The following is a 25,152-nucleotide window of genomic DNA, read 5'->3' on the forward strand; positions in this document are numbered from 1 at the left end:
AGTATTAATAAACTGTTGCTATAGAATCAGCATTCAAGTAATCCAATTTTTCAACTTCTGCTTTTCCATAAGCTTCTTCAAGTTTCTCTTCTAGGAATTCATTTCCTTTTACAATCACATCTACATAGTTCATGCTATCATTTACAAAACTCAAAAAGCTAGGATTATCTAACGATTGTAAATCAGAAATATTATCAAAAGCCAAGACTTCTTTTGTATTATTGTTTAATTCTATATCATCTTCGTTATAAACAGAAAGAACAATCTTGGTATCATTGAAATAAGTATCATCTTTGTAATAAGTCTTCAAATAAATAGGAATCAAAGACGCCATCCACCCATTCAAATGAATCACATCAGGAACCCAGTTAAGTTTTTTTATAGTCTCGATAACACCTCTGGCAAAGAAAATAGCTCTCTCGTTGTTATCTTCAAAAGGTTTCCCTTCGTCATCAAAATAAAACTGCTTTCTTTTGAAATATTCTTCGTTATCAATAAAATAAACTTGCAGACGCTCTCCTGGCAAAGAAGCAACTTTGATAATCAAAGGCTGATCTAGGTCATTAATGATAATGTTCATCCCGGAAAGTCTGATTACCTCGTGAAGTTGGAATTTCCTCTCGCTTATTTGTCCGAATCTAGGCATAAAAACCCTCACGTCGTTACCACTCCCGTGCATCTTAAGAGCCATTTTGTGTACCATACTTCCCATATTAGTATCTTCTTGATAAGGGAACATCTCTGTAGTAACGTATAAAATCTTTTGATTAGGCATAAAATTTACTTTAGATGAAGTATAAAATCTTCATTTTGCAAAATTACAAAAAATTAAATCAAAACATTTATTTTCATTAATATTAATACTCTTATTTAAAATACTCTACCTATCAACTAGTTAACAGATTAAAAAATGTTAATTTCAGAAAATAATCATAATTAAATTGTTGATTCGATTTTATAAAATTAATTTCAAATATTAAGACAAGGTTATTTTGCTAAGGTTTGATCTAATTTTAATACCCCAACCTTATCTCAGAACTTCCAAAAACAATTACCTTTGACCTATTAAAACAATAAAACAATGGAAATATTCTACGACAAAAAAACTTTTTCCGAATACATAAAAACACAAAAAGAGAAAAACAAAACAATTGGATTCGCCCCAACAATGGGAGCCTTACACGCTGGACACATTTCACTTTACAAAGAAGCCAGACAAAAAAATGATATAGTTATTTCTTCAATCTTTGTCAACCCAACACAATTCAACAATCCTGAAGATCTAGAAAAGTACCCTAGAACCATTGATGTTGATATAAAAAAACTAGAAAATTCGAATCTTGTAAATGCCGTATATATCCCAAGAGTTGAAGACATCTACCCTAATAGAATGGAAAGAAAACATTACAACTTTGGAGGAATTGAAAACGAAATGGAAGGTGCTGCAAGACCAGGTCATTTTGATGGTGTTGGAACAGTTGTAGAAGAATTATTTGTACAAGTACAGCCAGACAATGCCTATTTTGGAGAAAAAGATTTCCAGCAGCTGAAGATAATCGAAAAGCTGGTTGAAGTTTTAAATTTAAAAATCAACATCCATGGTGTTAAAATCCATAGAGAAGAGAACGGACTAGCAATGAGCTCTCGCAACATGCGTCTTTCTGAAATTGAAAAAGAAACTTCCTCTCTTATATATAAGACTTTGAAACAAGTTAATGACTGGACAAAAACCTTAAATATTTCTGATATTAAAGAAAAAGTTGAAAACATCTTCAACCAAGGAGAAATGGATTTAGAATACTTTATGATTGCAGACGAGGAAACCTTGAAAGAAGTAAATTCTATTTCCAACGACAAAAACTACCGCGCTTTCATCGTTGTGAACATTGGAAACGTAAGATTGATTGACAATCTTCACCTCGATTAAGCCGAAAGATTTGGACAAAAAAAAGAAGCTTCTTTTACAAGAAGCTTCTACACCAAATCACAAAATATTAATATGAAAAAAATTTACTTGCGTAAATTGTGACCTGGCTGGGATTCGAACCCAGGACCCATACATTAAAAGTGTATTGCTCTACCAGCTGAGCTACCAGGTCGGCCACTTTAATTAATAACCTAGATTATTTAATTAAAATAATATTTTTCTTTGCAGTGCCTGCGACTGGACTCGAACCAGCACATCCTTAGGAAACCACCCCCTCAAGATGGCGTGTCTACCAATTTCACCACGCAGGCAAAAAAAACCGTATCCTTACGGACTTTTTGCTAGTGACCTGGCTGGGATTCGAACCCAGGACCCATACATTAAAAGTGTATTGCTCTACCAGCTGAGCTACCAGGTCGGCCACTTCTTAAACTTAGCAACGTATGTTGTTCCGTTTAGAGTGGTGCAAAGATAGGGCTATTTTTTAAATCTCAAAATTTTTTTCGAACTTTGTTTAAAATAAAAATATGATTATTTCTCTATTAGGCTACATGGGTAGTGGTAAATCTCACATTTCCAAAAACTTGAGCCAAAAAATAAATTTTAAATTAATTGACCTCGATCAGAAAATTTCTGAAGAACATCAGCAAACAGTTGCAGAAATCTTTCAAAATAAAGGAGAAATCTTCTTTAGAAAGGAGGAAAAAAGGATTTTAGAAGAAATTTTAAATTCAAAAGAGGATATAATTTTGAGTCTTGGAGGAGGAACCCCTGTTTATTACAACAATATGGATATTATCAATGAAAAATCAAAAAGTGTGTTTTTGAGAGGCTCTGTAAAAACACTTACAGAACGTGTACTCTTGCAAAAACACACCAGACCGTTGATTTCGAAGTTAGAAGACTCTGATGTTCCTGAGTTTATCGCAAAACATCTTTTTGAAAGGAATACTTTTTATTTCAAAGCTCATTATACAGTGGATACAGATTCTAAAGAACCCAACAATATCTCCGACGAGATTATAAAAGCCTTAAAAATTTAGTCTTCTTCCTTCTCTTCTTTGAAAAAAGTATCCCAATCTTCATTATCCATATCATCGGAAGAGCCATCATCCACATAGCCATCCATATCTCGCCTATCTTTTTTGGTGGGTCTCCCGATGCCTTTTTGTCTGTAATAATCCTGAGATGCTTTTCTCATGTTTAGGATTTCGTATTGATCCTTTTCAGTCATATCAATTACATACATGGCCACAAGCTTGGCTCCTACTCTACTTTTTGGGATATCTATAACTTTTATTTTGTAATCTATTTGATTCTTTCTGATTTTTATAACATCTCCTGCTTTTACTTCTTTTGAAGATTTTACAACATTCTCTCCAATGCTAACTCTATTTTTTTTGATCTCTTCTGTAGCAATGGTTCTTGTTTTATAAAATCTTACACTCCACAAAAATTTATCTATTCTCATAATTTTTTATACTTTTGTCACGTTAAATTAATCGCAATTTAAGATTAAATAAAAAAATGAAGAAAATACTTTTAGGAATTGCTCTTTCTGTCGTTGCATTACAGAGTTGTAAAAAAGATGATGACGAAGTAGATACAACTGTAGTCTTGACTGTAGATGAACAAAAAACCTACGACGATGAGGCCGCGAAAGATTTCATGACTAAAAACTACATCAATAGCAAAGGTGTAATTACAGCGTTTGACAGTACAACCGATACTGATGATAATGAAAAAAAGCTGATTGATTATGATTATGTAACCTTACCTTCTGGTGTTATTTATATCAAAAGAGAAGATTCTTTACAACCTAATCCAGGAAAACAGATTGGAACCAAAGATGTAGTTAGCTTATTTCAGGTTGTAAAAAGCTACGTATCCGCAAAAGTAGATGACAAAATAGTATTTGGTAGCGAATCTACATTTGCTAGCTCTGTAGCATCAGGAAATGTGATAAGAGACCCTGCCTATTACTATGTAAAACAATCTGTGATTGATGCATACAATACAGCCAATAGCACAACTATTGGAAGAAGTTTTTATGAGATAGAAGGATTCCAGGAAGGTTTAAAATATTTCAAATCTTTTGACCTTGACGACTCAGCTAATTACAATATGCAAGGCATCATCATTGTACCTTCCAGAGCTGCGTTTGCTAGAGACAATAACTTTTATGGAACTAGTTACAATAATAGAAGTTTTGTATTCAACTTCCAGATTTATAATACTAGAGAAAGATTGTCTACTGAAAATTAATTTAAATATTTTCTATAAATATAAAAAACCGCAAATCAGATTTGCGGTTTTTTATTTAAAGCTATTTCACTTTTTAAATTTTAGCAAGAAAATCCTCAAACTGATTCTCTTTTATAGAAACACATCCTTCTTCCAAGATTTTATCTAAGATAATATCTTCTATTTGATTAACAGATTTTTCATCGAATGGTTTTGAAACTCTTACATAGTTTTCTGTAAAACCATACATCATTCCGTTTTTGTTTTCATGCTCCCAAAGAACAGGAAGTTTTTTTCCTAACTGAGTTCTGTAAAATTCCATTTTCTTTTTCTCGGAAAGGATTCTCAACATTTTGTTTCTTTTCTTTCTTTCGGAGATTGGAACTGCACCCTGCATTTCTGCAGCTTCTGTATTTTCTCTTTCAGAATAAGTAAAAACGTGAAGATAACTGATTGGCAAATCATTCAGGAAGTTATAAGTTTCCATAAACAATTCTTCTGTCTCTCCAGGAAATCCAACAATCACATCTACACCAATTGCTGCGTCTGGCATTACTTCTCGGATTTTATTAACTCGATTGTAATATAATTTGGTTAAGTAACGACGTTTCATTTTTTTCAACAATTCGTCACTTCCAGATTGAAGCGGAATATGAAAATGCGGAACAAAACTTCTACTTTTAGAAACCAATTCAATGCTTTCATCTTTTAGAAGATTAGGTTCGATGGAAGAAATTCTAATTCTTTCAATACCTTCGACTTTATCTAATTCAGAAATTAAATCCAGAAAAGTGTGCTCGTGTTTTTTATTACCAAACTCGCCTTTTCCGTAATCACCGATATTAACACCAGTCAAAACGATTTCTTTAATATCTCTTCCAGCAATTTCTTTGGCATTCGCAACCACATTATCGATGGTATCAGAACGAGAAATTCCTCTTGCTAAAGGAATCGTGCAATAAGTACATTTGTAATCACAACCGTCCTGAACTTTCAAAAAAGCTCTTGTTCTATCGCCTATTGAATAGGAACCAACAAAAAAATCTGCTTCATCAATTTCGCAAGAATGAATCTGAGCATAACTTTCTGATTTTTCCAAATCATCCAGATAACTCAAAATATTAAATTTTTCCTTTGCTCCTAAAACCAAATCAACACCTTCGATTCCGGAAATTTCTTCTGGTTTCAACTGTGCATAACAGCCAATGATGGCGACCAAACCTTCTGGATTTGCCTTCACTGCACGCTTGACGTGAAGTTTACATTCTTTATCTGCGTTTTCTGTCACAGAACAAGTATTGATAATATAAACTTTTGCAGGTTCATCAAAATTAACTTTCTTATAACCTGCATCTGTTAAAGTTCGTGCAATAGTAGAAGTTTCTGCAAAGTTGAGTTTGCAACCAAGTGTATGAAAAGCAACGGTTTTCGGTTGTGAATTGACGTCTGACATAAGTTTGCAAAGTTATTAATAAAAATTAAAACCTTCCAAATGAATACTTTTTCTGAATTTACAATTACTCCACCAAAATAATCCGGCTGTAAAAACCGGATTCTATTATTTATTGCGACAATTAATCTTTTGATTTTGGAACCTCAACTGCCAATTCATAAACTTTGGTATGTTTCAGATATTTTGAACGTTCTCTGGAAGTTACACTTTCCACTTCTCCTTTGTATAAAACAATTACAGCATCTTCTTTAATTTGCCAATCTGCATCGGAGAAATATTTTTCATCTGGGCTTTTATCTGTAATTTCTGTTTGTCTTTCTTTCAGTTTATCTGCAATTTCTTGAAACCCTTCATCAGCGGAATGTATGATTCTATAATCTATTCCGGCATCGGCTTTGAAATATTTATTTTCATTAATAAGATTAGCAGAATTATCTTCAACCGGGTTATCATTTCCATCCAGAAAGCCAACTTCAATCAGTTTTCCGTTTCTGTCTGTTGCAAATTGTTTTGCTTCGCCTATCGATTTGAATCCTGTATAAACATTACTGTTTTCGAATTCGTATTTTGTAAGTCTATCGACAATGTTTTCCGTTTCCATAATTTTATTTTTTTATAATATCAATCTTACAATTACTTTGCCAAGATGAATTAGCAAAGATTAGAATCAATCCATAAAGAATTAATAATCAATCAAATAAAATCATTAATGAAAAATCACATCTATTAATGTTTTTTTAAAAATGGTTAAACTTCGTTAAAAGTGTAACACTAAGTTTTTAGTTCATACTAATTTAGCATTAAATTTGTGTAACAAAAATCTCAGAATAAAGAAATGAATATCAAAATGAAGAATACATTAAAAAAACTAATGCCTTTTGCATTGACTGGAGTTATCTCTGGTGCAACGGTTTTCGGAGCTAGTCAATATTTCAGCAACGAAAATAATGGAGAAGATTTCTCATACTTTACAACAGCTTCTAAAAAGTCATCTTTTGTAGGAATGAATTCTGCAATGGGAGACGATTTTGTAAAAGCTTCAAAAACTACAGTTCCTGCAGTTGTAACAATTAAAAATTATCAAGATCGTGCATCTTCTCAAAGAATGCCTGACAACGATATGTTCGATTTTTTCTTCGGACCTGGCAACAGTCCTTTTGGCGGTGGTCAACAAAGACAACAACAGCAGACACCTAAAAATATGCCTTCCGGATTAGGTTCCGGAGTTATTATTTCGCCAGATGGTTATATCATTTCCAACAATCACGTGGTGGCTGGTGCTAATAAATTAGAAGTTGTATTGAGCAACAAAAAATCTTACATCGCAACTCTAATTGGAACTGACCCAAACACAGACATCTCTCTTCTTAAAATCGAAGAAAAAGGTTTGCCTTACCTCAACTTTGCTAACTCTGATATGGTAGAAGTTGGACAATGGGTTTTGGCTGTAGGAAATCCGCTTGGACTTAACTCTACTGTAACTGCGGGAATCGTTTCTGCAAAAGGAAGAAGTATTGATATCCTTAGCCAGCAATCCAGAACACCAATTGAAAGTTTTATCCAAACAGATGCGGCCATCAACCCTGGAAACAGTGGTGGTGCTTTGGTAAATGTAAACGGAGATTTAATCGGAATCAATACTGCTATTCAGTCTAAAACCGGATATTATGAAGGTTACGGATTTGCAGTTCCATCCAACTTAGCAAGAAAAATCGTTGAGGATATCAAGAAATTTGGTTTGGTACAAAGAGGTTTCCTTGGAATTGGAAGTTTAGATTTATCTAATGATATGCAGGTTGCTGCTTACAATCAGAAAAATAAGGCTAATCTAAAAGTTGGCGACGGTGTTTATGTAACAGAAACAACATCAAAAAGTGGTGCTGAAGATGCCGGAATTAGACCCGGTGATATTGTAACCAAAATCGATAATACAGATATCAGCAGTTTTGCAGACCTATCTTTCGCTATCGGAAGCAGAAGACCTGGCGATAAAGTCTCTGTAACTTATACTAGAAACGGAAAACCAAACACCGTAACTGTTACTTTGAAAGACCAAAAAGGCGGAACATCATCCAGAAGCAAAGATGATCTAACTGTGACGGAAAAAATCGGTTCTGAGTTTGAACCTCTTAGCGAAAGAGTGAAAACTGACTACGGATTGGAAAGTGGTGTTTTGGCCAAAAATGTGACTGAAGGCGGCGAAATGGACAAAATTGGTGTGGTTGATAATTACATCGTAATGGAAATCAATGGAAAACCTGTTAACTCTCAGAAAGATGTTGAAAAAATCCTGAATAATTTCAAAGGAAATGTACAAGTAAAATATGTAGATGCTTACGGAAGAATCACGACAAGAGGTTTTAAATTGCAATAAAATTAAATGTTAGATATTAGACTCTAGATTTTAGACTAATTCTAAAATTATAAATTTTGAAAGCCATTCTTTACGGATGGCTTTCTTTTTTGGGTAAATTTGCAACGCTTAAAATCAATCGTGAAACTTTTCAATTCCTATATCAACACTTTCAAAGGACTTTCAAGAGAAGCTTGGATGTTGTCTATTGTGATGCTCATCAATCGTTCTGGTTCGATGGTTTTGCCGTTTTTGGGCGTTTATATGACAGACCATTTGAAGTTTTCTTTAGAAAATGCAGGAATTGTTTTAAGTTTTTACGGAATTGGTTCGGTTCTCGGTTCTTGGTTAGGTGGCTATTTGACAGATAAATTTGGGGAATATTATATTCAAAGTTGGAGTTTGTTTCTCAGTGCGCCGATATTTCTAATAATACCATTTTTCCCGAGTGTGGAGATGATGGCTGTTTTGATTTTTCTTCAAAGTACAATAAGTGATACTTTCCGACCAGCGAATTCTGTAGCGATTACAAAATATGCAAGACCGGAAAATCTGACCAAAGCTTTTTCTCTCAACCGAATGGCTGTCAATCTTGGATTCTCTATTGGTCCTGCTTTGGGTGGCGTTTTATCAGGGATCTCTTATAATTTTCTATTCGTTTTCAATTTCACAGGTGCTTTGATTGCCGGAATCATTTATGTCATCTTTTTCAGAAAAAGAAACAAAATCTTCCGCGAGAAAAAGAAATTAGAAACTTTTGAAGTTGTAAAGAAAACAGGAAAATCGCCATACAAAGATTATCCTTTTCTAGTTTTCAGCTTTTTATGTACCATTTTTGCAATCTGCTTTTTTCAGTTTTTCAACACAATTCCTTTGTTTTATAAAGATGTTGCTAAGTTGAGTCAAAGTACGATTGGGTTTATTTTAGGTTACAGCGGATTTATCATTGTATTATTGGAAATGCCTTTGGTAAGCATTGCAGAAAGAACTTTGAAGATTCCTCAGATTTTATTTTTAGGAGCAGTATTGGCGGGATTATCCTATTTGATGTTGATATTTGGCAGTAACATCACTTGGTTGGTTCTATCGATGACGGTTTTGTGTATTGCGGAGATTTGGGCACTTCCATTTATGTCAACAGTTACAGCACTTCGTTCAGAAAACGGAAACAAAGGAGCCTATATGGGAGTTAACGGCATTGCGTTTTCCTTTTCATTCATTATCACTCCGTTTCTGGGAACTTATGTTGTGAGTCGATTTGGATTCGATAGTTTGTGGCTTGGTTCTTTTGCTGTCCTCACAATCACCTCATTTTTGCTTTTTGTTGTCGTTAAAAAAATGATAAAATAAAAGCCTTCTCAATTACTGAAAAGGCTCTTACTTTATTTTAGCAAAATCCGTTATTTATTTTTAACAAACTCTACATAAACCGCAACATCCACATCTTTTGCAACACCAGCTCCTGTTGGATCGTAGCTTACGTTGTAGTCTAATCTATTAATTTTAAAAGTCGTTTGGAAACCAAGTTTTTCATTCCCTTGTTGATCTTTGGTTTGTCCTCCGTAAACAGCCGTTACAGTTACCGGTTTTGTTACATCTTTTATTGTAAGTTTACCAGTCAGTTGATATGTATTTCCTTTTAATTTTTTGATAGATGTACTTTCAAATTTCATAGTAGGAAATCTTTCTGCATCAAAGAAATCTGCACTTTTCAAGTGGTTATCACGCATCTCAACACCTGTATTTACAGAAGCTGTGTTAACTGCAAAATCAAATTTAGCATTGGTCAAATCCTCAGCTTTTGTCACAACATTTCCTTCAAACTTATCGAAACGTCCTTGTACAAAACTGATTCCCATATGTTTGATGTTAAAATTAAATGAAGAGTGCATTGGATCTATACTCCAAGTAGTTTGCGAAAATCCTAAAATACTGATTGTTGCAAATAAAAACGATAAGAATAACTTTTTCATAATGAATTTTTTTATTATTGATGGTACAAAGGTATAATCATAAAAGTTTTAATTAATTGATGTAAGTTAATAAAAGCTTTGTTCATAAAAAAAACTATTTTTGTTCAATTCAATTTTGAACAATGAATCCGGGAACTATTCTACTTTTATTCGTTTTTGCCTATTTTATCGGGCTTTTGGTCATCTCTTATTTTACAAGCCGCAACTCAGACAACCAGTCTTTTTTTATTGGGAATAAGAAAAGCAAATGGTGGTTGGTAGCGTTTGGGATGATTGGAACATCACTTTCCGGCGTAACTTTTATCTCGGTTCCGGGAACAGTTGGAAAATTTTTAGGAGGCGAAAATCCTTTTGGTGGTTTCGAATATTATATGATGGTAATTGGGTTTTTTATCGGTTACTTCATAGTTGCTGGCATTTTGCTTCCGCTTTATTATAAAATGAATTTGACCTCGATTTATACTTATTTGGGGAAACGTTTCAATGTTGAAGCGCATAAAATCGGTTCTGTATTTTTCATTATTTCGAGAGCGATTGGCGCAACTGCAAGGTTGTATCTGGTGGTGAATATTCTTCAGATTTTCCTTTTGGAAGCGCTTGATGTTCCTTTTTGGGTAACAGCTTTTGTGTTGCTTCTGATGATTCTGCTTTATACGTTTGAAGGTGGTGTTAAGACGATTGTGATTACTGATACGTTGCAAACATCGTTTATGATTATCAGCTTGATTGCCTGCATTGTTTATATTTTATCAAATCTTAATCTGTCTTTTGGAGAAGCGTTCTCTATCCTTGAGCAGAAGCAATACACGCATTTTATCAATACGGATGTGAATTCTAAAACATTTTTCCTGAAAACGATTCTAGGCGGGATGTTCATTACAATTGCGATGACGGGTCTAGACCAGGAAATGATGCAGAAAAATATCTCTGTCGACAACCTGAAAAACTCGAAAAAGAATATGCTGACTTTTGCCGGAACTTTGCTTTTCGTGAATCTGGCGTTTTTGTTTTTGGGTGGTTTGCTCTATCTTTTTGCAATGCAACACGGCGCAGATTATGGACAAATCTCGACTATGGTTGACGGAAAAGAAGTGATGACAAATACTTTTGGCTTCAAGGATTCTGCGGGTCAAATCAAAAATATAATGGGCGACGACCTGTTCCCTGCTCTGTCGCTTCAAGGTCATTTTCCAATGGCGCTTTCTGTGATTTTCATCATCGGTTTGATTTCGGCCTTATTTCCTTCTGCTGATGGCGCTTTGACGGCGGTTACGAGTTCTTATTGTGTGGATCTTTTAAACCTGAACGAAGACCAGCAAAAAACCGAGAAACAAAAGAAACATCTGAGAATGAAAGTTCATTTGACTTTCACAGTGATTTTTTTCGTATTGATAATGGTTTTCAAAGCTATTAATGACAAGTCGATTGTTTATCTGATAATGGAAATCGCAGGTTATACTTATGGCCCATTATTGGGATTATTTGCTTTCGGAATCTTGACGAAATATCAAATCACGAAGAAATATTCCATCTTGGCTGTGACGATTTTTGCGCCTGTTGTAACATATTTGATTAATTATTTGGTAACTAATAATACAGATTACAGAATTGGTGTGGAACTGATTATCCTGAATGGATTTTTGACTTTTGTTGGATTGTGGTTGGTGAAGTCGAATAATGTTGAACGAGAAATTTTAGATTAATTCGATATTAAAACTAATGATTACTTCTGCAGATTTTAAGAAACATATTTCAAAAACTTTATCTCAAAGTTTAAAAGAACTAGGATTTAAAGGAAGTGGATTTAGTTATAGAAAAGAATCTGATAATTTCATTTTTATAATTGGAATTCAGGCAAGTCAGTATGGCGGAAAGTGTTGTGTAGAAATAGGAATTCATCCAAAAGAAATGACTGACTTATTTGGTAGTGAAATAAATTTCAAGACTTTAAAATATTATGAATGTGAATTCCGAACAAGAGTTACAAAAATTCAGATTAAAAAATGGTGGAATTTTTCTAATAAAAATTATGCTAATCAATGGTGGGATTATTCTAACTCGGAGAAGACTAATATAAAAACTGCAGAAAATATAATTTTAAGTATTAAAAATGAAGCAGTTCCAATAATAGAAGCATTTCAAAACGAAGATTATATTCTTGATAATTTAGAAATTTCTGATTTGTCTAATCCTACAAAAAAACTAGCAGGTCTGAATGTTATTGGTACCGAAGTTCGTCTTATTTGGGCTCTATCAAAAATTTATGAAAAAAGGAATCTAAAAAAAGCGTTTGAATATGCAAAACTTGGAATTTCAAAGCTAGAAACTAATGATAAATTTTTAGGTAAAATAGATTTTGAAAATATTATCTTTAATTATACTAATAAGTCCAATTAACTTCCTTTTCAAATGAAAACCTAAACAACCAACCACACCAAAACATTAATAGAAATCTCAGAAGATTTATCCTGAAAGAAGCCTTTGATTTCTTTATATCAATTATCCTGATTTCGTACTAACTATCTAAAATTCAAAAATTATACATCCAAGCTTTGAGTTAAAACTTTACTCTTCGTTTTGTAAGAACCCAAAGTCTTGCTTTTCTTATTTTTAAAATAATGTGAAAGGTGACTTTCATCTGTAAAACCAAATTCATAAGCAATCTGTTTAATTGTGTTTTGTCCCGATTCTATTCGTTTTTCTATGAGAGCTATTCTGTAATTGTTGATATAATTGCGATAAGACATTTCGAAATTCCGTTTAAAATAAGCACTAAAATAAGTCGGTGAAATATTAAAATGCAACGCAATCATCTTGATTCTAATCGTTTCCGGACGATAAATATTCTGATGAATGTACGAAATCAAATCTTCCTGACTAGGAACGCCGTTATCAATTCTGACATTCAGTTTGGCAGACGCTTCACGAATCAATCCAAATAATGACAAGACTTGGAAAAACATAATCGGAGAAGTTGTCACATCACAAATTTTATCATAATCCACAATATTTTCAACTGTTTTTCTGAGAATCGTTTTGCAAGGTTCATCGAAACAGAGCTTGATTTCCTTCAACATTGGATTTCGCATAATATCAATTGGTGAAGCCGTCATCAAAGTGTCTGGCGCAAGATGTTTGTTGCTCTCAAAAAAACTATCATTGAATTTGATAATAGCAAATTTTGTCTGCTTCTTAATATCGAAATAATGTTCATCATCAGGAGAAATCAGCAACAAATCTCCGGCTTTATAAGGAACTATCAGCTTGTTCAAATGATGGTTCCCACAGCCTTTGAAGATGTAAACCAACTCATAATAAGTATGGCTGTGTTTTGGAAATGGATATTCTTCAACTTCGAAACAATCGATTTCTAACGGATTAAATTGCTTTCTCTTCATATTGTAAATTTACAATAATATATCAAAATACTACATCTGTTTTCACATATCAAAAAACGAAATTTGTAAGACTTGATAAAAGCCAATTAAAATTCAATCATAAAAATCAATCTACAAAATGGAATATAGAAAATTAGGAAACAGTGATTTAGACGTTTCAGCAATCACTTTCGGAGCGTGGGCTGCGGGCGGCTGGATGTGGGGAAGCACAGACAGAAACGAAGCTATCGAAGCGATAAAAGCATCTTATGACGTTGGTGTAACTTCTATTGATACAGCTCCAATCTACGGACAAGGAACAAGTGAAGAAATCGTGGGTGAAGCGATTAAAGGAATTTCCCGTGATAAAGTTCAGATTTTGACTAAATTTGGGATGCGTTGGGATTTGGCAAAAGGCGATTTTGCGATGCACAGCAAGAATAACGACGGACAAGATATCGATGTTTACAAATATGCCGGAAAAGACAGCATCATCTACGAATGCGAACAAAGTTTGAAACGTCTGGGAACGGATTACATCGATTTGTATCAAATCCACTGGCCAGACTCTACAACTCCGATTGATGAAACTTTCGAAGCAGTTTCCAAATTAATTGAACAAGGAAAAGTTCGTTTTGCGGGTGTTTGTAATTATAATGCTCAGCAAATGGCGGAAGCTGAAAAGACTTTAAAATTAGTTTCGAACCAAATTCCGTTTAGTATGGTGAATCGTGGTATTGAGGAAGAAACTGTTCCTTATTGCATCGAAAATAACAAATCGATTCTCGCTTACAGTCCTTTGGAAAGAGGTTTGTTGACAGGAAAAATTCATAATGGTTATCAATTTCAGGAAGGCGACCATCGTGCGAGTCACAAACATTTTCAGCCTGAATTTATTGAGAAAACAAATGCGCTTTTAGATAAAATCAAACCGATAGCAGAGAAACACAACGCAACTTTAGGACAGTTGGTTTTACGTTGGACAATTGAGAGAGCAGGAATTAAGATTGCTTTAGCTGGCGCTCGAAATGCAGAACAAGCGGTCCAGAATGCAAAAGCGATTGATATCAATCTTTCAAAAGAAGAAATCGAAAGTATTAATCAATTAGTCAATGCTTTTTAATGATTGAAAAAAGAAATAATTCTTATCAATTAGATTTGAAAGAAATAAAACTGAAAGACGGTTCTGAAGGCACAAAAAATTTAAGTTTCGAGTTTGATAATCACGATGATTTGTTTAATATTTTCGAAGTGATAAAATCAAAGAAAATCTTCAAAGAAGACAATACAGCACAGGAGTTTGCTTTGGGTTTGAAGCTCTTTACAGAAGTAATGTTGAAGAACAAACAACATCCTTTATTCGAAGAACTGAGACCAGCCATTCTTGAATTTATGAAGAAATTGAAAAGTCAGTAATTATGAAAGACTTCAAAACGACTTACTTCTTCTTAAGATTGCCAATCGCCATTTCCTTGTTAGGGCACGGATTGGTAAGAATTCCGAAGCTTGAAATGTTCGGCAATTGGATGGTAACATCAATGGAAAAATCTGCAATTCCAAGTTTTATGATTGTACCTTTCAGTTATATTTTACCGATTGTAGAATTCTTGATTGGATTGTCATTACTAATTGGATTTCAAACCAAATACACAATTTATTCAGGATTAGTTTTGATGAGCCTATTGATATTAGGAAGTGCATCAATCGAGAATTGGAGTGCGATTGAAGCGCAGTTATTGCATTCAGCTTATTTGGGTGGATTGCTTTGGTTTTATGAGAAGTATAAACCCCTTTCGAATCATTAATTTTCTAAAATCAAATTATGAAATTTATAAAAATAATAGCATTTTTAATTTTATCCATTAATTATTTATCAGCTCAAAACCGTCCTGTTTTGGACATTATGCTAACGAATTATGAATATCCTTATCCTGTTCATTTTCTTGATTTCAAAAGTCAGAATCAGGATTTGAAAATGGCTTATATGGACATCAAACCCGAAAAAGCAAATGGAAAAACAGTTGTTCTGCTTCACGGAAAAAACTTCAATGGTGCTTATTGGAAAACAACGATTCAGGCTTTGACAAAAGAAGGATTCCGATTGATTGTTCCTGACCAGATTGGATTCGGAAAATCATCAAAACCTACAGAATATCAATTCAGTTTTCAGCAATTGGCTCAAAATACCAAAGCAATTTTGGATGAATTGAAACTCGATAAAATTTATCTTTTGGGGCATTCGATGGGTGGAATGTTGGCGACAAGATTTACACTGATGTATCCTGAAAAGGTTGAAAAATTAATTCTTGAAAATCCAATTGGACTGGAAGATTGGAAACTAGTTGCGCCTTATGCATCTATCGACAAAAATTATCAAACCGAACTAAAAGCCGATTACGAATCCACAAAAAAATATCAAAACGGATTCTATTATGACAACAAATGGAAACCAGAATATGACGAATGGGTTTATCTTTTAACAGGCTGGACAAAAGCTCCAGATTATCCGAAAGTCGCTCTGGTAAACGCCAAAACTTCGGATATGATTTTCACACAACCAGTTGTTTATGAATTTCAAAATCTGAATGTTCCAACCTTATTAATCATCGGAACAAGAGACAGAACAGCCATAGGAAAAGCCAACGTAAAAGACCCGAAAATAGCTGAAACGATGGGACGATATGACTTATTGGGAAAAGCTACTCAACAAAAAATAAAAGGTTCAAAATTGGTAGAAATCGAGAACGTAGGACATCTTCCGCACATCGAGGTTTTTGATCAATTCATCAAACCAGTAAAAGAATTTTTAAAACCTTAAAATATTAAAAAAAAAATGAAAAAAGTAACAATTAAAAATACAGATTTAGAAATTGCTCCAATCAACTTTGGAGGTAATGTTTTCGGATGGACTTTGGATGAGAAAGAATCATTCAACATTCTTAATAAATTCACAGAAGGTGGATTCAACTTCATCGATACAGCCGACACTTATTCTTGGTGGGTTAATGGAAAAGGCGGACAATCCGAAGAAATCATCGGTAAATGGATGAAGGAAAGAAAAAATCGCCAGGATATTGTGCTCGCAACAAAAGTAGGTTCTGAAACCAAAGAACACGGCTTCGACATCAGTAAAAAACATATTTTGAAATCTGTTGATGAATCTCTTCAACGTTTGGGAACAGACTATATCGATTTGTACTATACGCATTTTGATGATAACAAAACGCCTGTGGAGGAAACTTTATCAGCTTATGACGAAATTGTAAAAGCAGGAAAAGTGAGATATATTGCAGCATCCAATGTTTCCCCAAAAAGATTAATTGAATCTTTTGAAGTCGCTGAGAAAAATAATTTCCCAAAATATGTAGCACTTCAACCACATTATAATTTGGTGGAAAGAGAAAAGTTCGAAACAGAATATGCGCCTTTAGTAGAAAAATTTGGATTAAGTGCATTCCCCTATTGGTCTTTGGCAGCAGGTTTCCTAACAGGAAAATACAGAACAGAAGCTGATTTTGAAACAACAGCAAGAGGTGGCGGAATCAAAAAATATTTTGATGATAAAGGAAAAGCGGTTTTGGCAGCGTTGGATAAAGTTTCAGAAAAGCACCAATCTCAGCCTGCAACCGTTGCTTTGGCTTGGCTGTTAGCAAATCCATTAATCACTGCGCCAATCGTAAGTGCGACTAGCGAAAGACAATTGCAAACGATTTTCGATGCTCCGAAGTTAGAATTAGATTCGGAGGATTTGGAAATTCTTAATCAAGCTTCAAAATAATCAATGATAGAAGAACAATCGAAACTGAGTAAAGTTCAGGTTCTCGGAATGGCTGTCGTAGCAGGAATTTGTGTTTCAAATATCTATTACGCACAGCCAATTCTGCATCAGATTGCAGAAACTTTCAACGTGTCCGAAAGCAAAATGGGAATTATGGTCGGTTTGGGACAAGTTGGTTATGGAGCAGGATTGCTGACCTTGGTTCCATTAGGAGATAAAGTCAACCGTAAAAAATTAATCTTGATTTTATTAGCTATTTTATTCTGTATTTTGGCAGGAATCGGAATGGTTTCCAATTATAATTTCATTTTTCTATTCAGTTTATTACTTGGTTTGACAGCAGTTGCAGCGCAAGTTATCTTACCAATGGCAGCCGAATTATCAGGTAACGAAAAAGGAAAAAACGTCGGGATTATCTTCACGGGGATTCTTGTCGGAATCCTGATGGCAAGAGTTTTCAGTGGTTATATTTCCGAATGGAGCAATTGGAAAATGGTGTATTACATCTCGGCAGGGTTTACGATTTTTTCTTTGACTTTTGTTTATTTCAAATTACCTAATGTCAAACCGACGTTCAAAGACTCTTATTTCAAATTAATTTCATCCTCATTTTATCAATTAAAACGATTTCCACAACTGAGATTATTAGCATTAATGGGCGGAATTGCGTTCTCAATATTTTGCTCATTTTGGACAACTTTGACATTTCTTTTGGTAGAAAAACCTTACAATTATAGTTCTGATACTATTGGACTTTTCGGAATGCTGGGAATTGCAGGAGCTTTAGTCGCACCAATGATTGGAAAAGCTTCTGACAAAGGCGGTTCTGGAAAAACACAGTTGATTGCAAGTATTATTTTATTAGCAGGTTCAGTTATTATCTTTCTGTTTCCCAATTATTTAATATCAATTATTTTAGCTGTGATTTTTATTGATGTTGGTGTTCAATCGATTCAGGTGACTAATGTTGCGTTAATATACAGGTTAGACCAAAAAGCGAACAGCCGAATCAACACGATTTATATGACTTCATATTTTGCAGGCGGTGCGATTGGAACTTTTATCGGCTTAAAATGTTGGGAAACTGGTGGCTGGCATTATGTTGGAATTCAACTCGTTGCTTTTAGTTTAATTGTATTTTTGATGAATCTATTTAAAGCAATAAAATCAAATTAATAAAAAGAAAATATGAAACGTTCAATCACATTATTAACATTATTTTTAGGATTAAATCTAACAATAGCTCAAAATTTAAAACCCGTTTCCTACAAAGACGGTGAACAAAAACTAAGTGGATTAGTGACGTCCAATGCAGGAAAAAAGCTTCCGGGCGTTTTGATTTTACCCGCTTGGAAAGGAATCGATAATGAAGCAAAAAACGCAGCAACCGAATTACAAAAACAAGGTTACATCGCATTTGTTGCTGACATCTATGGCGAAGGAAATATCCCTGCTGACAATGCAGCAGCGGCAAAAATTGCAGGAAACTACAAACAGGATTACAAAGCTTACCAGCAAAGAATTTCTGTAGCCTTAGAAGAATTAAAAAAACAAGGTGCTAATCCTGAAAAAATAGCTGTAATTGGTTATTGTTTCGGTGGAACGGGTGCTTTGGAAACGGCCAGAGCAGGATTTCCAGTTTCCGGAGTAGTTTCCATTCACGGTGGATTGGCAAAAGGTAATGATCGATTAAATGTTCCGATAAAGACGAAAGTTCTGGTAGAACATCCTGCTGATGACGAAAGTGTAAAACCAGAAGATATGAATAATCTAATCGCAGAATTAAAAACAGGAAAAACAGATTTTCAAATCATCACTTATGCCAATTCGAAACATACTTTCACAAGTCCAGAATCTCCGGATTATAATGAAATAATGGCAAAACGTGCTTGGAATCATACATTATTATTCTTGAAAGAAATTCTAAAATAGAAATTAGTTTTTAGAACTTAGATATTAGAAAGACAGCCTTTTGAGCTGTCTTTTTTTACTTTTTAATCAATAAAGAAACGATGTCTTGAATGACTTTTTGAGAAACAAAATTCATAAAATCAAGTCTTTCCAGATGTGGCAAAAATAGTTTTGAAGTTGTTTCTTGATTTCCAATTCTAATCGTATAGAAAACCGTTCCTACATCTTTTCCATCTTCACCTTTTCCAGGACCGGCAACTCCCGTCGTAGAAACCGAAATATCAGTCTTAAATAAATTCTGACAACCAATTGCCATTTCCGAAGCAACTTGTTCACTCACAACTGTGAATTCTTCTACAGTTTTTGGATTGACATTTAAAAGGTCAATTTTCTTTTGAGTCGCGTAAGTCACAACACTTCCCAAGAAATAATTGGAACTTCCCGAAACCGACGTTATCAAATGTGCCAACTCTCCACCAGTACAACTTTCTGCAACCGAGATCGTTAGTTTTTTTTCTGTCAATAATTCGCCAAGAATTTTTTCGATTTTATCTTCTTGAGTGGCAATGATGTTTTCTCCAATTAATAGAAATAATTTTGTGATTTCATTTTCTAGTTCTGTATTTAGTAGTTCTTGAGAACTTCCGGAAGCTGTCAGTCTTAATTTTACTCTTGTTCCAACCGGCAAATATGACAAACTGATATGTTTGGGTAAAGCCAATTCCCATTCTTCAATGGTTTCTGACAAAATACTTTCCGGAATATCAACGACTGAAACAATTCTGGTTACAATGTGGTCTAGCGATAATTTCTCCTTCAGAAAAGGAATAATCTGATCTTTTACTAAAGGTTTAACTTCGTAAGGAACACCGGGTAAACTGAAACAATAAGTTCCGTTCTTCTCCAAAATCATACAAGGAGCAGTTCCGAAATAGTTAAGAAAAATTTTTGCCTTGGACAAAACCATCGCTTGGTCTTTGTTATGTTCTAGAATCCAAAGTCGTTTTCTTTTTTCGAGATAGGCTCTGAGATGTTCATAGATTTCGTCAGAGAAAATCATTTCATCTTCGAAGAAATCAGCATAAGCTTTTTTGGTAATATCATCTTTTGTAGGCCCCAATCCGCCGGTTGTGAAAACTACATCAGCCATCTCAAAAGCCATTGCTAAAGTCGAAACAATTGTACTTTCTTCATCAGGAATTGTAAAAATAGAAAGCACTTTTATACCAATTTCTTTTAGCTGTGTCGCAATAAAATTGGAGTTGGTATCAACGGTATTTCCCGAAAGGATTTCGTCACCGATAGTAATCAGAACTGCTGTTTTCATAGAGACAAATCTCGGAAATATTTTATATTTTCAACCACATAGACACATAGTTTTTTTAGATTAAATAGAGAAGTTAATGACTATGTTATTTTCTAAAAATTGATTTATCTCTATGTGCCTATTTGGTTTTATTTTATCTTTGATTAAAACTTACGGATGAACTCTTCTTTCTGGAAAAACTATAGCAACATAATTCTGCTTCTCATCGGGATTTTCATCGGAAGTCTGGTTGGGATTTTCGCACCTGATTTCGTCACTTATCTGAAACCGATGGGAGATATTTTCCTGAATCTGTTGTTTGTAACAGTCATTCCATTGGTATTTTTTGCGATTGTTTCTGCCATTTCCGGAATTGAACAACAAAATCAATTGGGCAAAATCATCGGAACAATGGCTTTGACTTTCTTGAGTTTCATTTTGATTTCAGCCACGTTTTGCATTATAATGGTTTACTTTTTTCCAACCGAAACGCCGAAAAATATCAGCGAAACCCTATCAGAAAATCTTCAGAATAATGCTAATATTAATGACCAAATCGTAGGATTCTTCACTGTCAGCGAGTTTTATCATTTGTTCTCGAGACAGAATATGCTAGCATTGTTGGTCTTTTCATTTTTAGTTGGAATATCCATTAGGAAGTCAGGAGAAAAAGGAAAACTGTTCCAAAACTTCATCCTTTCCGGAAACGAAGTGATGAAACAGCTTTTACTATTAATAATGAAAGTTGCACCGATTGGATTAGGCGCTTATTTCGCTTATCAAGTCGGAACGATTGGACCTCAACTTTTCGGATTTTATGCCAAACCTTTGGGATTGTATTATATAGCTGGAACCATTTATTTCATCGTATTTTTCAGTCTTTATGCTTTCATTTGGAAATCTGGAAATGGTGTAAAAGCTTTTTGGAAAGAAAGCCTTTTACCAACTGCAACCGCTATCAGTACTTGTAGTAGTCTCGCAACAATGCCAGTCGCTATTGAATCTGCAAAAAGAATGGGCGTTCCTGCTTCTATCGCCAATGTTGTCATTCCGATTGGAACTACGATTCATAAAAACGGTTCGTCGATTTCTTCGATTATCAAGATTTATGTTGCATTTCAGTTACTTGGCTGGAATTTCTTTGAACCAATGAATCTGATAATGGCTTTGGGAATCACCGTTTTCGTAAGTGCAGTCGCCGGCGGAATCCCCAATGGCGGTTATATCGGGGAAATGTTGATGATTTCGGTTTACAAAATTCCGCCCGATGTTGTCCCAGCAGTTATCATTATCGGAACTTTGGTAGATCCATTGGCAACGGTTCTCAATTCTGTCGGGAATATTTTGGCAAGTATGATTGTCTCTAAATTTGTAAAAACCGAAGCTGTTTAAATTTTTTTAGGAGCAATTTCCTATTTACTCGCTTCGCTTGACCGGCTCAAGATTTTCCAGTTCATCCGGCGTGAACAATCGATAATGAACTTTGAAGGTTTTACCCAAAGGCGTTTCCAAAGAAAATCCGCCAGGTCCCCAACCATCCAAAACATCCAACGTGAAGTGGGAATATTTCCAATATTCAAACAAGTCGCGGTCTATCCAGAACTCGTGTCCATTGATGGTTCCAATCATTGCATCATTCATTCTTGGGAAATATCCACCTTTCTCGAAACATTGTGGCTGTGTCCCTTCGCAACAGCCACCGGCCTGATAGAACATTAGTTCACCGTGCTTTTTTTCCAGCTCCCAGATGACTTCCAAAGCTTTTTCGGTTACGGAAAGTCTTGAGATTTTATCTTTGGTTTCCATATTTTTTCTTTTAAAATTAATGATTAATTTTCATAAATATCTTTTTGAACACAAATCGAAGATTCGACGTAGTCAAAGGTTACAAAGTATTTATTTACAATTATTGTGCATATTTTAAGTTCACAAATCGAAGATTCATCGATTCCTATAATCAAATAAAATATTGAGATAAAGGCACAAAACTTAAACGAGAACACAAATCTTATCTAAACGAAGTGGCTTTGCGAACTTGATAAATTTAAAACTTTGTGGACTTAGTGTTCAAAGCAAATATCCTCAAGTTAGTAAAAAACCCGACAAACAATATCTGCCGGGCTTAAAAAACTCAAAATAACAATAATTTAATTTTGTCCAGCAATATCCAAAACGATACGCCCATCGATTTGTCCGGCTTTCATCTTATCAAATACTTCGTTGATGTCTTCCAGTTTTGCAGAAGTCACAGTTGCTTTTACCAAACCTTCGTTTGCAAAATCAAGTGCTTCCTGTAAATCTTTTCTAGTTCCAACAATAGAACCTCTTACGGTAATTCTCTTAAGAACAGTTTCGAAAATAGGTAATTCAAAAGAACCCGGCGGAAGTCCATTGAGTGCAATCGTACCTTTTCTTCTCAGAACGTCTATCCCCTGCTTAAAAGCAATTGGAGAAACAGCGGTAATTAATGCACCGTGCATTCCTCCAACTTCTTTGTGAAGATAAGTTCCAGGGTCGGTTTCTTTGGCATTTACAACTAAATCCGCACCTAGTTTTTTAGCCAATTCTAATTTGTCATCCGCAACATCTATCGCCGCAACGTGCATTCCCATTGCTTTTGCATATTGAACTGCAACGTGCCCTAATCCACCGATTCCTGAAATAGCAACCCATTCGCCTGGTTTTGTTTCGGTTTCTTTAAGTCCTTTATAAACTGTTACTCCGGCGCAAAGAATCGGAGCGATTTCCAGAAAGTTCACATTATCTTTTAAATGTCCTACATATCTGGAATCTGCAATTACATATTCTGCAAATCCTCCGTCTACGCTGTAACCTCCATTTTGTTGAGCTTCACACAATGTTTCCCATCCCGTGATACAATAATCACAGCATCCACAAGCCGAATACAACCAAGGCACTCCAACTGCATCGCCTTCTTTTACCTGAGCTTCAGGTCCGCAAGCCACTACAATTCCTACACCTTCGTGTCCGGGAATCAATGGCATTTTTGGTTTTGCTGGCCAGTCTCCATCTACAGCGTGTAAGTCTGTATGACAAACGCCACACGCAATTACTTTTACTAATACTTCATAGCGTCCGGGTTCTCTTACCGGAACTTCCATAATTTTCAATGGCTGTCCGTAACCTTGTACAACGGCCGCTTTCATTGTTTTTGGAATCATAATTTAATTTTTTGATTGGTTAATTTTTATAGATAAACCTCATAGTTTTAGAATCCTATGAGGTTTGTTTAAAGATTTAGAAAAATCCTAATTTGTTTTTGTTATAGGATATCAACATATTTTTGGTCTGACGGTAATGATCGAGCATCATTTTGTGATTTTCTCTACCGATACCGGATTGTTTGTAACCTCCGAAAGGTGCTCCTGCAGGGTAAGCGTGGTATTGGTTAACCCATACTCTACCAGCTTCGATATGACGGGGGATCTGGTACAACTGATGGGCATCTCTAGTCCAAACGCCAGCGCCAAGACCATAAATTGTGTCGTTTGCAATTTCTAAAGCTTCTGACTCATCTTTGAAAGTTGTGAACGCCACCACAGGTCCGAAAATCTCCTCTTGGAAAATTCTCATTTTGTTGTTTCCTTTAAAAATGGTTGGCTTGATGTAGTAACCGTCTTCCAAGCCTTCGATGTGGTTAGCTTCTCCTCCTGTAAGCACTTCTGCGCCTTCTTCTTTACCGAGTTTCAAATAACCTTCGATTTTGTCTTTTTGAATTTTAGAAGCCTGTGCTCCCATCATCACCGTTTTGTCTAATGGATTTCCAACTTTGATTGCTTCGGTTCTTTCAATCACTTTTGCGATGAATGCGTCTGCAATATCTTCTTGAACCAACAATCTTGAAGGACAAGTACAGATCTCACCTTGATTCAATGCGAAAAGAACCGCTCCCTCGATTGCTTTATCCAAGAATTCGTCGTCGGCATCCATTACTGAATTGAAGAAAATATTTGGTGACTTCCCTCCCAATTCTAACGTTACAGGAATGATATTTTCTGTTGCATACTGCATTACCAAACGGCCAGTTGCTGTAGATCCTGTGAAAGCCGCTTTGTTAACTTTTGGATTGGTCACCAAAGCTCTTCCCAATTCTGCCCCGAAACCATTCACTACGTTTATAACTCCTGCTGGAAGCAAATCTCCAATCAATTCCATTAATATCATAATAGAAATAGGTGTGCTTTCTGCCGGTTTCAAAACTACGCAGTTACCAGCTGCCAAAGCTGGAGCGAGTTTCCAAACAGCCATCAGAATCGGAAAATTCCAAGGGATGATTTGTGCAATGACACCAAGTGGCTCGTGAACGATTAATGAAACGGTGTCTTTATCCAATTCATTATGCGAACCTTCCTCTGCTCTGATTACCGAGGCAAAATATCTGAAATGATCAATCGCCAAAGGAATATCTGCAGCTAGAGTTTCTCTTACCGCTTTTCCGTTATCAATAGTTTCTACAGTTGCGATATATTCAAGGTTTTGCTCCATTCTATCCGCAATTTTGTTTAGAATAATACTTCTTTCTGCTGGAGAATTATCTTTCCAAGTTTTAAAGGCTTCTGTTGCTGCATTAACTGCTGCTTCTAAGTCTTCTTTGTTAGAATGTGCTGCCTGTGTGAAAACTTTTCCGTTAATCGGAGAAACAACGTCAAAATATTGTCCGCCAGCCGATGGTACAAATTTTCCACCGATGTAATTATCATATTTAGCTTTGAACTCTGGCCAAGCCAAAGTCGTTGAGTTCTGTGTTAGTTCTGCTGTTGTGCTCATAATAATATTATTTTGTTATTAATAATCAGTCAACATTTGTTT

At 35.0% G+C, this 25,152-nt stretch carries 25 protein-coding genes and 3 tRNA genes; 15 read left to right on the forward strand and 13 right to left on the reverse strand.

Going from position 1 to position 25,152, the window contains the following annotated elements:
* Positions 1 to 4: 4 nt before the first annotated feature.
* Positions 5 to 775, reverse strand: a complete 771-nt coding sequence (locus DRF58_RS00960) for a glycogen/starch synthase (RefSeq protein ID WP_116031803.1) — start codon at positions 773 to 775, stop codon at positions 5 to 7.
* Between the two features lie 306 nt (positions 776 to 1,081).
* Between DRF58_RS00960 and panC the strand changes: the two genes are divergently transcribed.
* A complete protein-coding gene (gene panC / locus DRF58_RS00965; protein WP_116031805.1) occupies positions 1,082 to 1,927 on the forward strand; it encodes a pantoate--beta-alanine ligase in 846 nt (281 codons plus the stop codon).
* Positions 1,928 to 2,026: 99 nt separating this feature from the next.
* Here the strand turns inward: panC and DRF58_RS00970 are convergent.
* The 3 genes from DRF58_RS00970 to DRF58_RS00980 all read right to left on the reverse strand — a co-directional run bounded on the left by DRF58_RS00970 (position 2,027) and on the right by DRF58_RS00980 (position 2,345).
* Positions 2,027 to 2,099 (reverse strand) — tRNA-Lys (locus tag DRF58_RS00970).
* 56 nt (positions 2,100 to 2,155) lie between these two features.
* A tRNA-Leu gene (locus DRF58_RS00975) sits at positions 2,156 to 2,238 on the reverse strand.
* Positions 2,239 to 2,272: 34 nt separating this feature from the next.
* Positions 2,273 to 2,345: transfer RNA gene (locus DRF58_RS00980), tRNA-Lys, on the reverse strand.
* 109 nt (positions 2,346 to 2,454) lie between these two features.
* Here DRF58_RS00980 and DRF58_RS00985 point away from each other — a divergent pair.
* Positions 2,455 to 2,970, forward strand: a complete 516-nt coding sequence (locus DRF58_RS00985) for a shikimate kinase (protein WP_116031807.1) — start codon at positions 2,455 to 2,457, stop codon at positions 2,968 to 2,970.
* On the opposite strand, the gene DRF58_RS00990 is transcribed toward DRF58_RS00985, so the two are convergent.
* The gene (locus DRF58_RS00990) at positions 2,967 to 3,398 is read right to left on the reverse strand and encodes an RNA-binding S4 domain-containing protein (RefSeq protein WP_116031810.1); all 432 of its coding nucleotides are present in this window, start codon (positions 3,396 to 3,398) and stop codon (positions 2,967 to 2,969) included. The two genes, DRF58_RS00985 and DRF58_RS00990, sit on opposite strands and share 4 nt — an antisense overlap.
* 56 nt (positions 3,399 to 3,454) lie before the next feature.
* Here DRF58_RS00990 and DRF58_RS00995 point away from each other — a divergent pair, with 56 nt between their 5' ends.
* Entirely contained in the window at positions 3,455 to 4,192 is a 738-nt protein-coding gene (locus tag DRF58_RS00995; RefSeq protein WP_116031813.1) for a hypothetical protein, read from the forward strand.
* 73 nt (positions 4,193 to 4,265) lie between these two features.
* On the opposite strand, the gene mtaB is transcribed toward DRF58_RS00995, so the two are convergent.
* Positions 4,266 to 5,624: a tRNA (N(6)-L-threonylcarbamoyladenosine(37)-C(2))-methylthiotransferase MtaB gene (gene mtaB / locus DRF58_RS01000; protein WP_116031814.1), complete on the reverse strand. Its 1,359-nt coding sequence runs from the start codon at positions 5,622 to 5,624 to the stop codon at positions 4,266 to 4,268.
* A gap of 121 nt (positions 5,625 to 5,745) precedes the next feature.
* Positions 5,746 to 6,225 carry a hypothetical protein gene (locus DRF58_RS01005; protein ID WP_116031817.1) on the reverse strand — a complete coding sequence of 160 codons (480 nt, stop codon included), beginning with the start codon at positions 6,223 to 6,225 and terminating at the stop codon, positions 5,746 to 5,748.
* 246 nt (positions 6,226 to 6,471) lie between these two features.
* Here DRF58_RS01005 and DRF58_RS01010 point away from each other — a divergent pair, with 246 nt between their 5' ends.
* Positions 6,472 to 7,998, forward strand: a complete 1,527-nt coding sequence (locus DRF58_RS01010; RefSeq protein ID WP_116032001.1) for a trypsin-like peptidase domain-containing protein — start codon at positions 6,472 to 6,474, stop codon at positions 7,996 to 7,998.
* Positions 7,999 to 8,115: 117 nt separating this feature from the next.
* Complete coding sequence (locus DRF58_RS01015; protein WP_379883728.1) at positions 8,116 to 9,327, forward strand: MFS transporter; 1,212 nt, start codon at positions 8,116 to 8,118, stop codon at positions 9,325 to 9,327.
* A gap of 50 nt (positions 9,328 to 9,377) precedes the next feature.
* On the opposite strand, the gene DRF58_RS01020 is transcribed toward DRF58_RS01015, so the two are convergent.
* Positions 9,378 to 9,950 carry a YceI family protein gene (locus DRF58_RS01020; protein WP_116031818.1) on the reverse strand — a complete coding sequence of 191 codons (573 nt, stop codon included), beginning with the start codon at positions 9,948 to 9,950 and terminating at the stop codon, positions 9,378 to 9,380.
* A gap of 122 nt (positions 9,951 to 10,072) precedes the next feature.
* On the opposite strand from DRF58_RS01020, the gene DRF58_RS01025 reads away from it, so the two are divergent.
* The gene (locus tag DRF58_RS01025; protein WP_116031821.1) at positions 10,073 to 11,653 is read left to right on the forward strand and encodes a sodium:solute symporter; all 1,581 of its coding nucleotides are present in this window, start codon (positions 10,073 to 10,075) and stop codon (positions 11,651 to 11,653) included.
* 16 nt (positions 11,654 to 11,669) lie between these two features.
* Positions 11,670 to 12,347, forward strand: a complete 678-nt coding sequence (locus DRF58_RS01030) for a DUF4304 domain-containing protein (RefSeq protein WP_116031823.1) — start codon at positions 11,670 to 11,672, stop codon at positions 12,345 to 12,347.
* A 140-nt stretch (positions 12,348 to 12,487) separates the two neighbouring features.
* Here DRF58_RS01030 and DRF58_RS01035 read toward each other — a convergent pair whose 3' ends face one another.
* The gene (locus DRF58_RS01035) at positions 12,488 to 13,348 is read right to left on the reverse strand and encodes an AraC family transcriptional regulator (RefSeq protein ID WP_116031825.1); all 861 of its coding nucleotides are present in this window, start codon (positions 13,346 to 13,348) and stop codon (positions 12,488 to 12,490) included.
* A 118-nt stretch (positions 13,349 to 13,466) separates the two neighbouring features.
* Between DRF58_RS01035 and DRF58_RS01040 the strand changes: the two genes are divergently transcribed.
* The 7 genes from DRF58_RS01040 to DRF58_RS01070 are packed head-to-tail and all read left to right on the forward strand — an operon-like array spanning position 13,467 to position 19,037.
* Positions 13,467 to 14,450, forward strand: a complete 984-nt coding sequence (locus DRF58_RS01040) for an aldo/keto reductase (RefSeq protein ID WP_116031828.1) — start codon at positions 13,467 to 13,469, stop codon at positions 14,448 to 14,450.
* Positions 14,450 to 14,743: a DUF3861 domain-containing protein gene (locus tag DRF58_RS01045; RefSeq protein WP_245955337.1), complete on the forward strand. Its 294-nt coding sequence runs from the start codon at positions 14,450 to 14,452 to the stop codon at positions 14,741 to 14,743. Before DRF58_RS01040 ends, DRF58_RS01045 begins: the two co-directional genes overlap by 1 nt.
* A 2-nt stretch (positions 14,744 to 14,745) precedes the next feature.
* Positions 14,746 to 15,132: a DoxX family protein gene (locus DRF58_RS01050; RefSeq protein ID WP_116031830.1), complete on the forward strand. Its 387-nt coding sequence runs from the start codon at positions 14,746 to 14,748 to the stop codon at positions 15,130 to 15,132.
* A gap of 17 nt (positions 15,133 to 15,149) precedes the next feature.
* On the forward strand, positions 15,150 to 16,145 hold the full coding sequence (locus tag DRF58_RS01055) for an alpha/beta fold hydrolase (protein WP_116031832.1): 996 nt from the start codon (positions 15,150 to 15,152) through the stop codon (positions 16,143 to 16,145).
* Between the two features lie 15 nt (positions 16,146 to 16,160).
* Entirely contained in the window at positions 16,161 to 17,105 is a 945-nt protein-coding gene (locus DRF58_RS01060) for an aldo/keto reductase (RefSeq protein ID WP_116031834.1), read from the forward strand.
* Positions 17,106 to 17,108: 3 nt separating this feature from the next.
* On the forward strand, positions 17,109 to 18,281 hold the full coding sequence (locus tag DRF58_RS01065) for an MFS transporter (protein WP_206605207.1): 1,173 nt from the start codon (positions 17,109 to 17,111) through the stop codon (positions 18,279 to 18,281).
* A 12-nt stretch (positions 18,282 to 18,293) separates the two neighbouring features.
* A complete protein-coding gene (locus DRF58_RS01070) occupies positions 18,294 to 19,037 on the forward strand; it encodes a dienelactone hydrolase family protein (RefSeq protein ID WP_116031837.1) in 744 nt (247 codons plus the stop codon).
* A gap of 55 nt (positions 19,038 to 19,092) precedes the next feature.
* On the opposite strand, the gene DRF58_RS01075 is transcribed toward DRF58_RS01070, so the two are convergent.
* Entirely contained in the window at positions 19,093 to 20,343 is a 1,251-nt protein-coding gene (locus tag DRF58_RS01075) for a CinA family nicotinamide mononucleotide deamidase-related protein (protein WP_116031840.1), read from the reverse strand.
* 156 nt (positions 20,344 to 20,499) lie between these two features.
* On the opposite strand from DRF58_RS01075, the gene DRF58_RS01080 reads away from it, so the two are divergent.
* Positions 20,500 to 21,714 (forward strand): dicarboxylate/amino acid:cation symporter, encoded by a 1,215-nt coding sequence (locus tag DRF58_RS01080; RefSeq protein ID WP_116031842.1) that lies wholly within the window; start codon positions 20,500 to 20,502, stop codon positions 21,712 to 21,714.
* 24 nt (positions 21,715 to 21,738) lie between these two features.
* Here the strand turns inward: DRF58_RS01080 and DRF58_RS01085 are convergent, their stop codons facing one another.
* From DRF58_RS01085 to DRF58_RS01095, 3 genes are all read right to left on the reverse strand, one after another.
* Positions 21,739 to 22,128, reverse strand: a complete 390-nt coding sequence (locus tag DRF58_RS01085; protein ID WP_116031844.1) for a DUF779 domain-containing protein — start codon at positions 22,126 to 22,128, stop codon at positions 21,739 to 21,741.
* Positions 22,129 to 22,469: 341 nt separating this feature from the next.
* Positions 22,470 to 23,504 (reverse strand): alcohol dehydrogenase AdhP, encoded by a 1,035-nt coding sequence (adhP, locus tag DRF58_RS01090; RefSeq protein WP_116031846.1) that lies wholly within the window; start codon positions 23,502 to 23,504, stop codon positions 22,470 to 22,472.
* Between the two features lie 76 nt (positions 23,505 to 23,580).
* A complete protein-coding gene (locus DRF58_RS01095) occupies positions 23,581 to 25,110 on the reverse strand; it encodes an aldehyde dehydrogenase family protein (protein ID WP_116031849.1) in 1,530 nt (509 codons plus the stop codon).
* Positions 25,111 to 25,152: the final 42 nt, after the last annotated feature.

The organism is Epilithonimonas hispanica (assembly GCF_003385395.1).
GTDB classification, from domain to species: domain Bacteria; phylum Bacteroidota; class Bacteroidia; order Flavobacteriales; family Weeksellaceae; genus Epilithonimonas; species Epilithonimonas hispanica.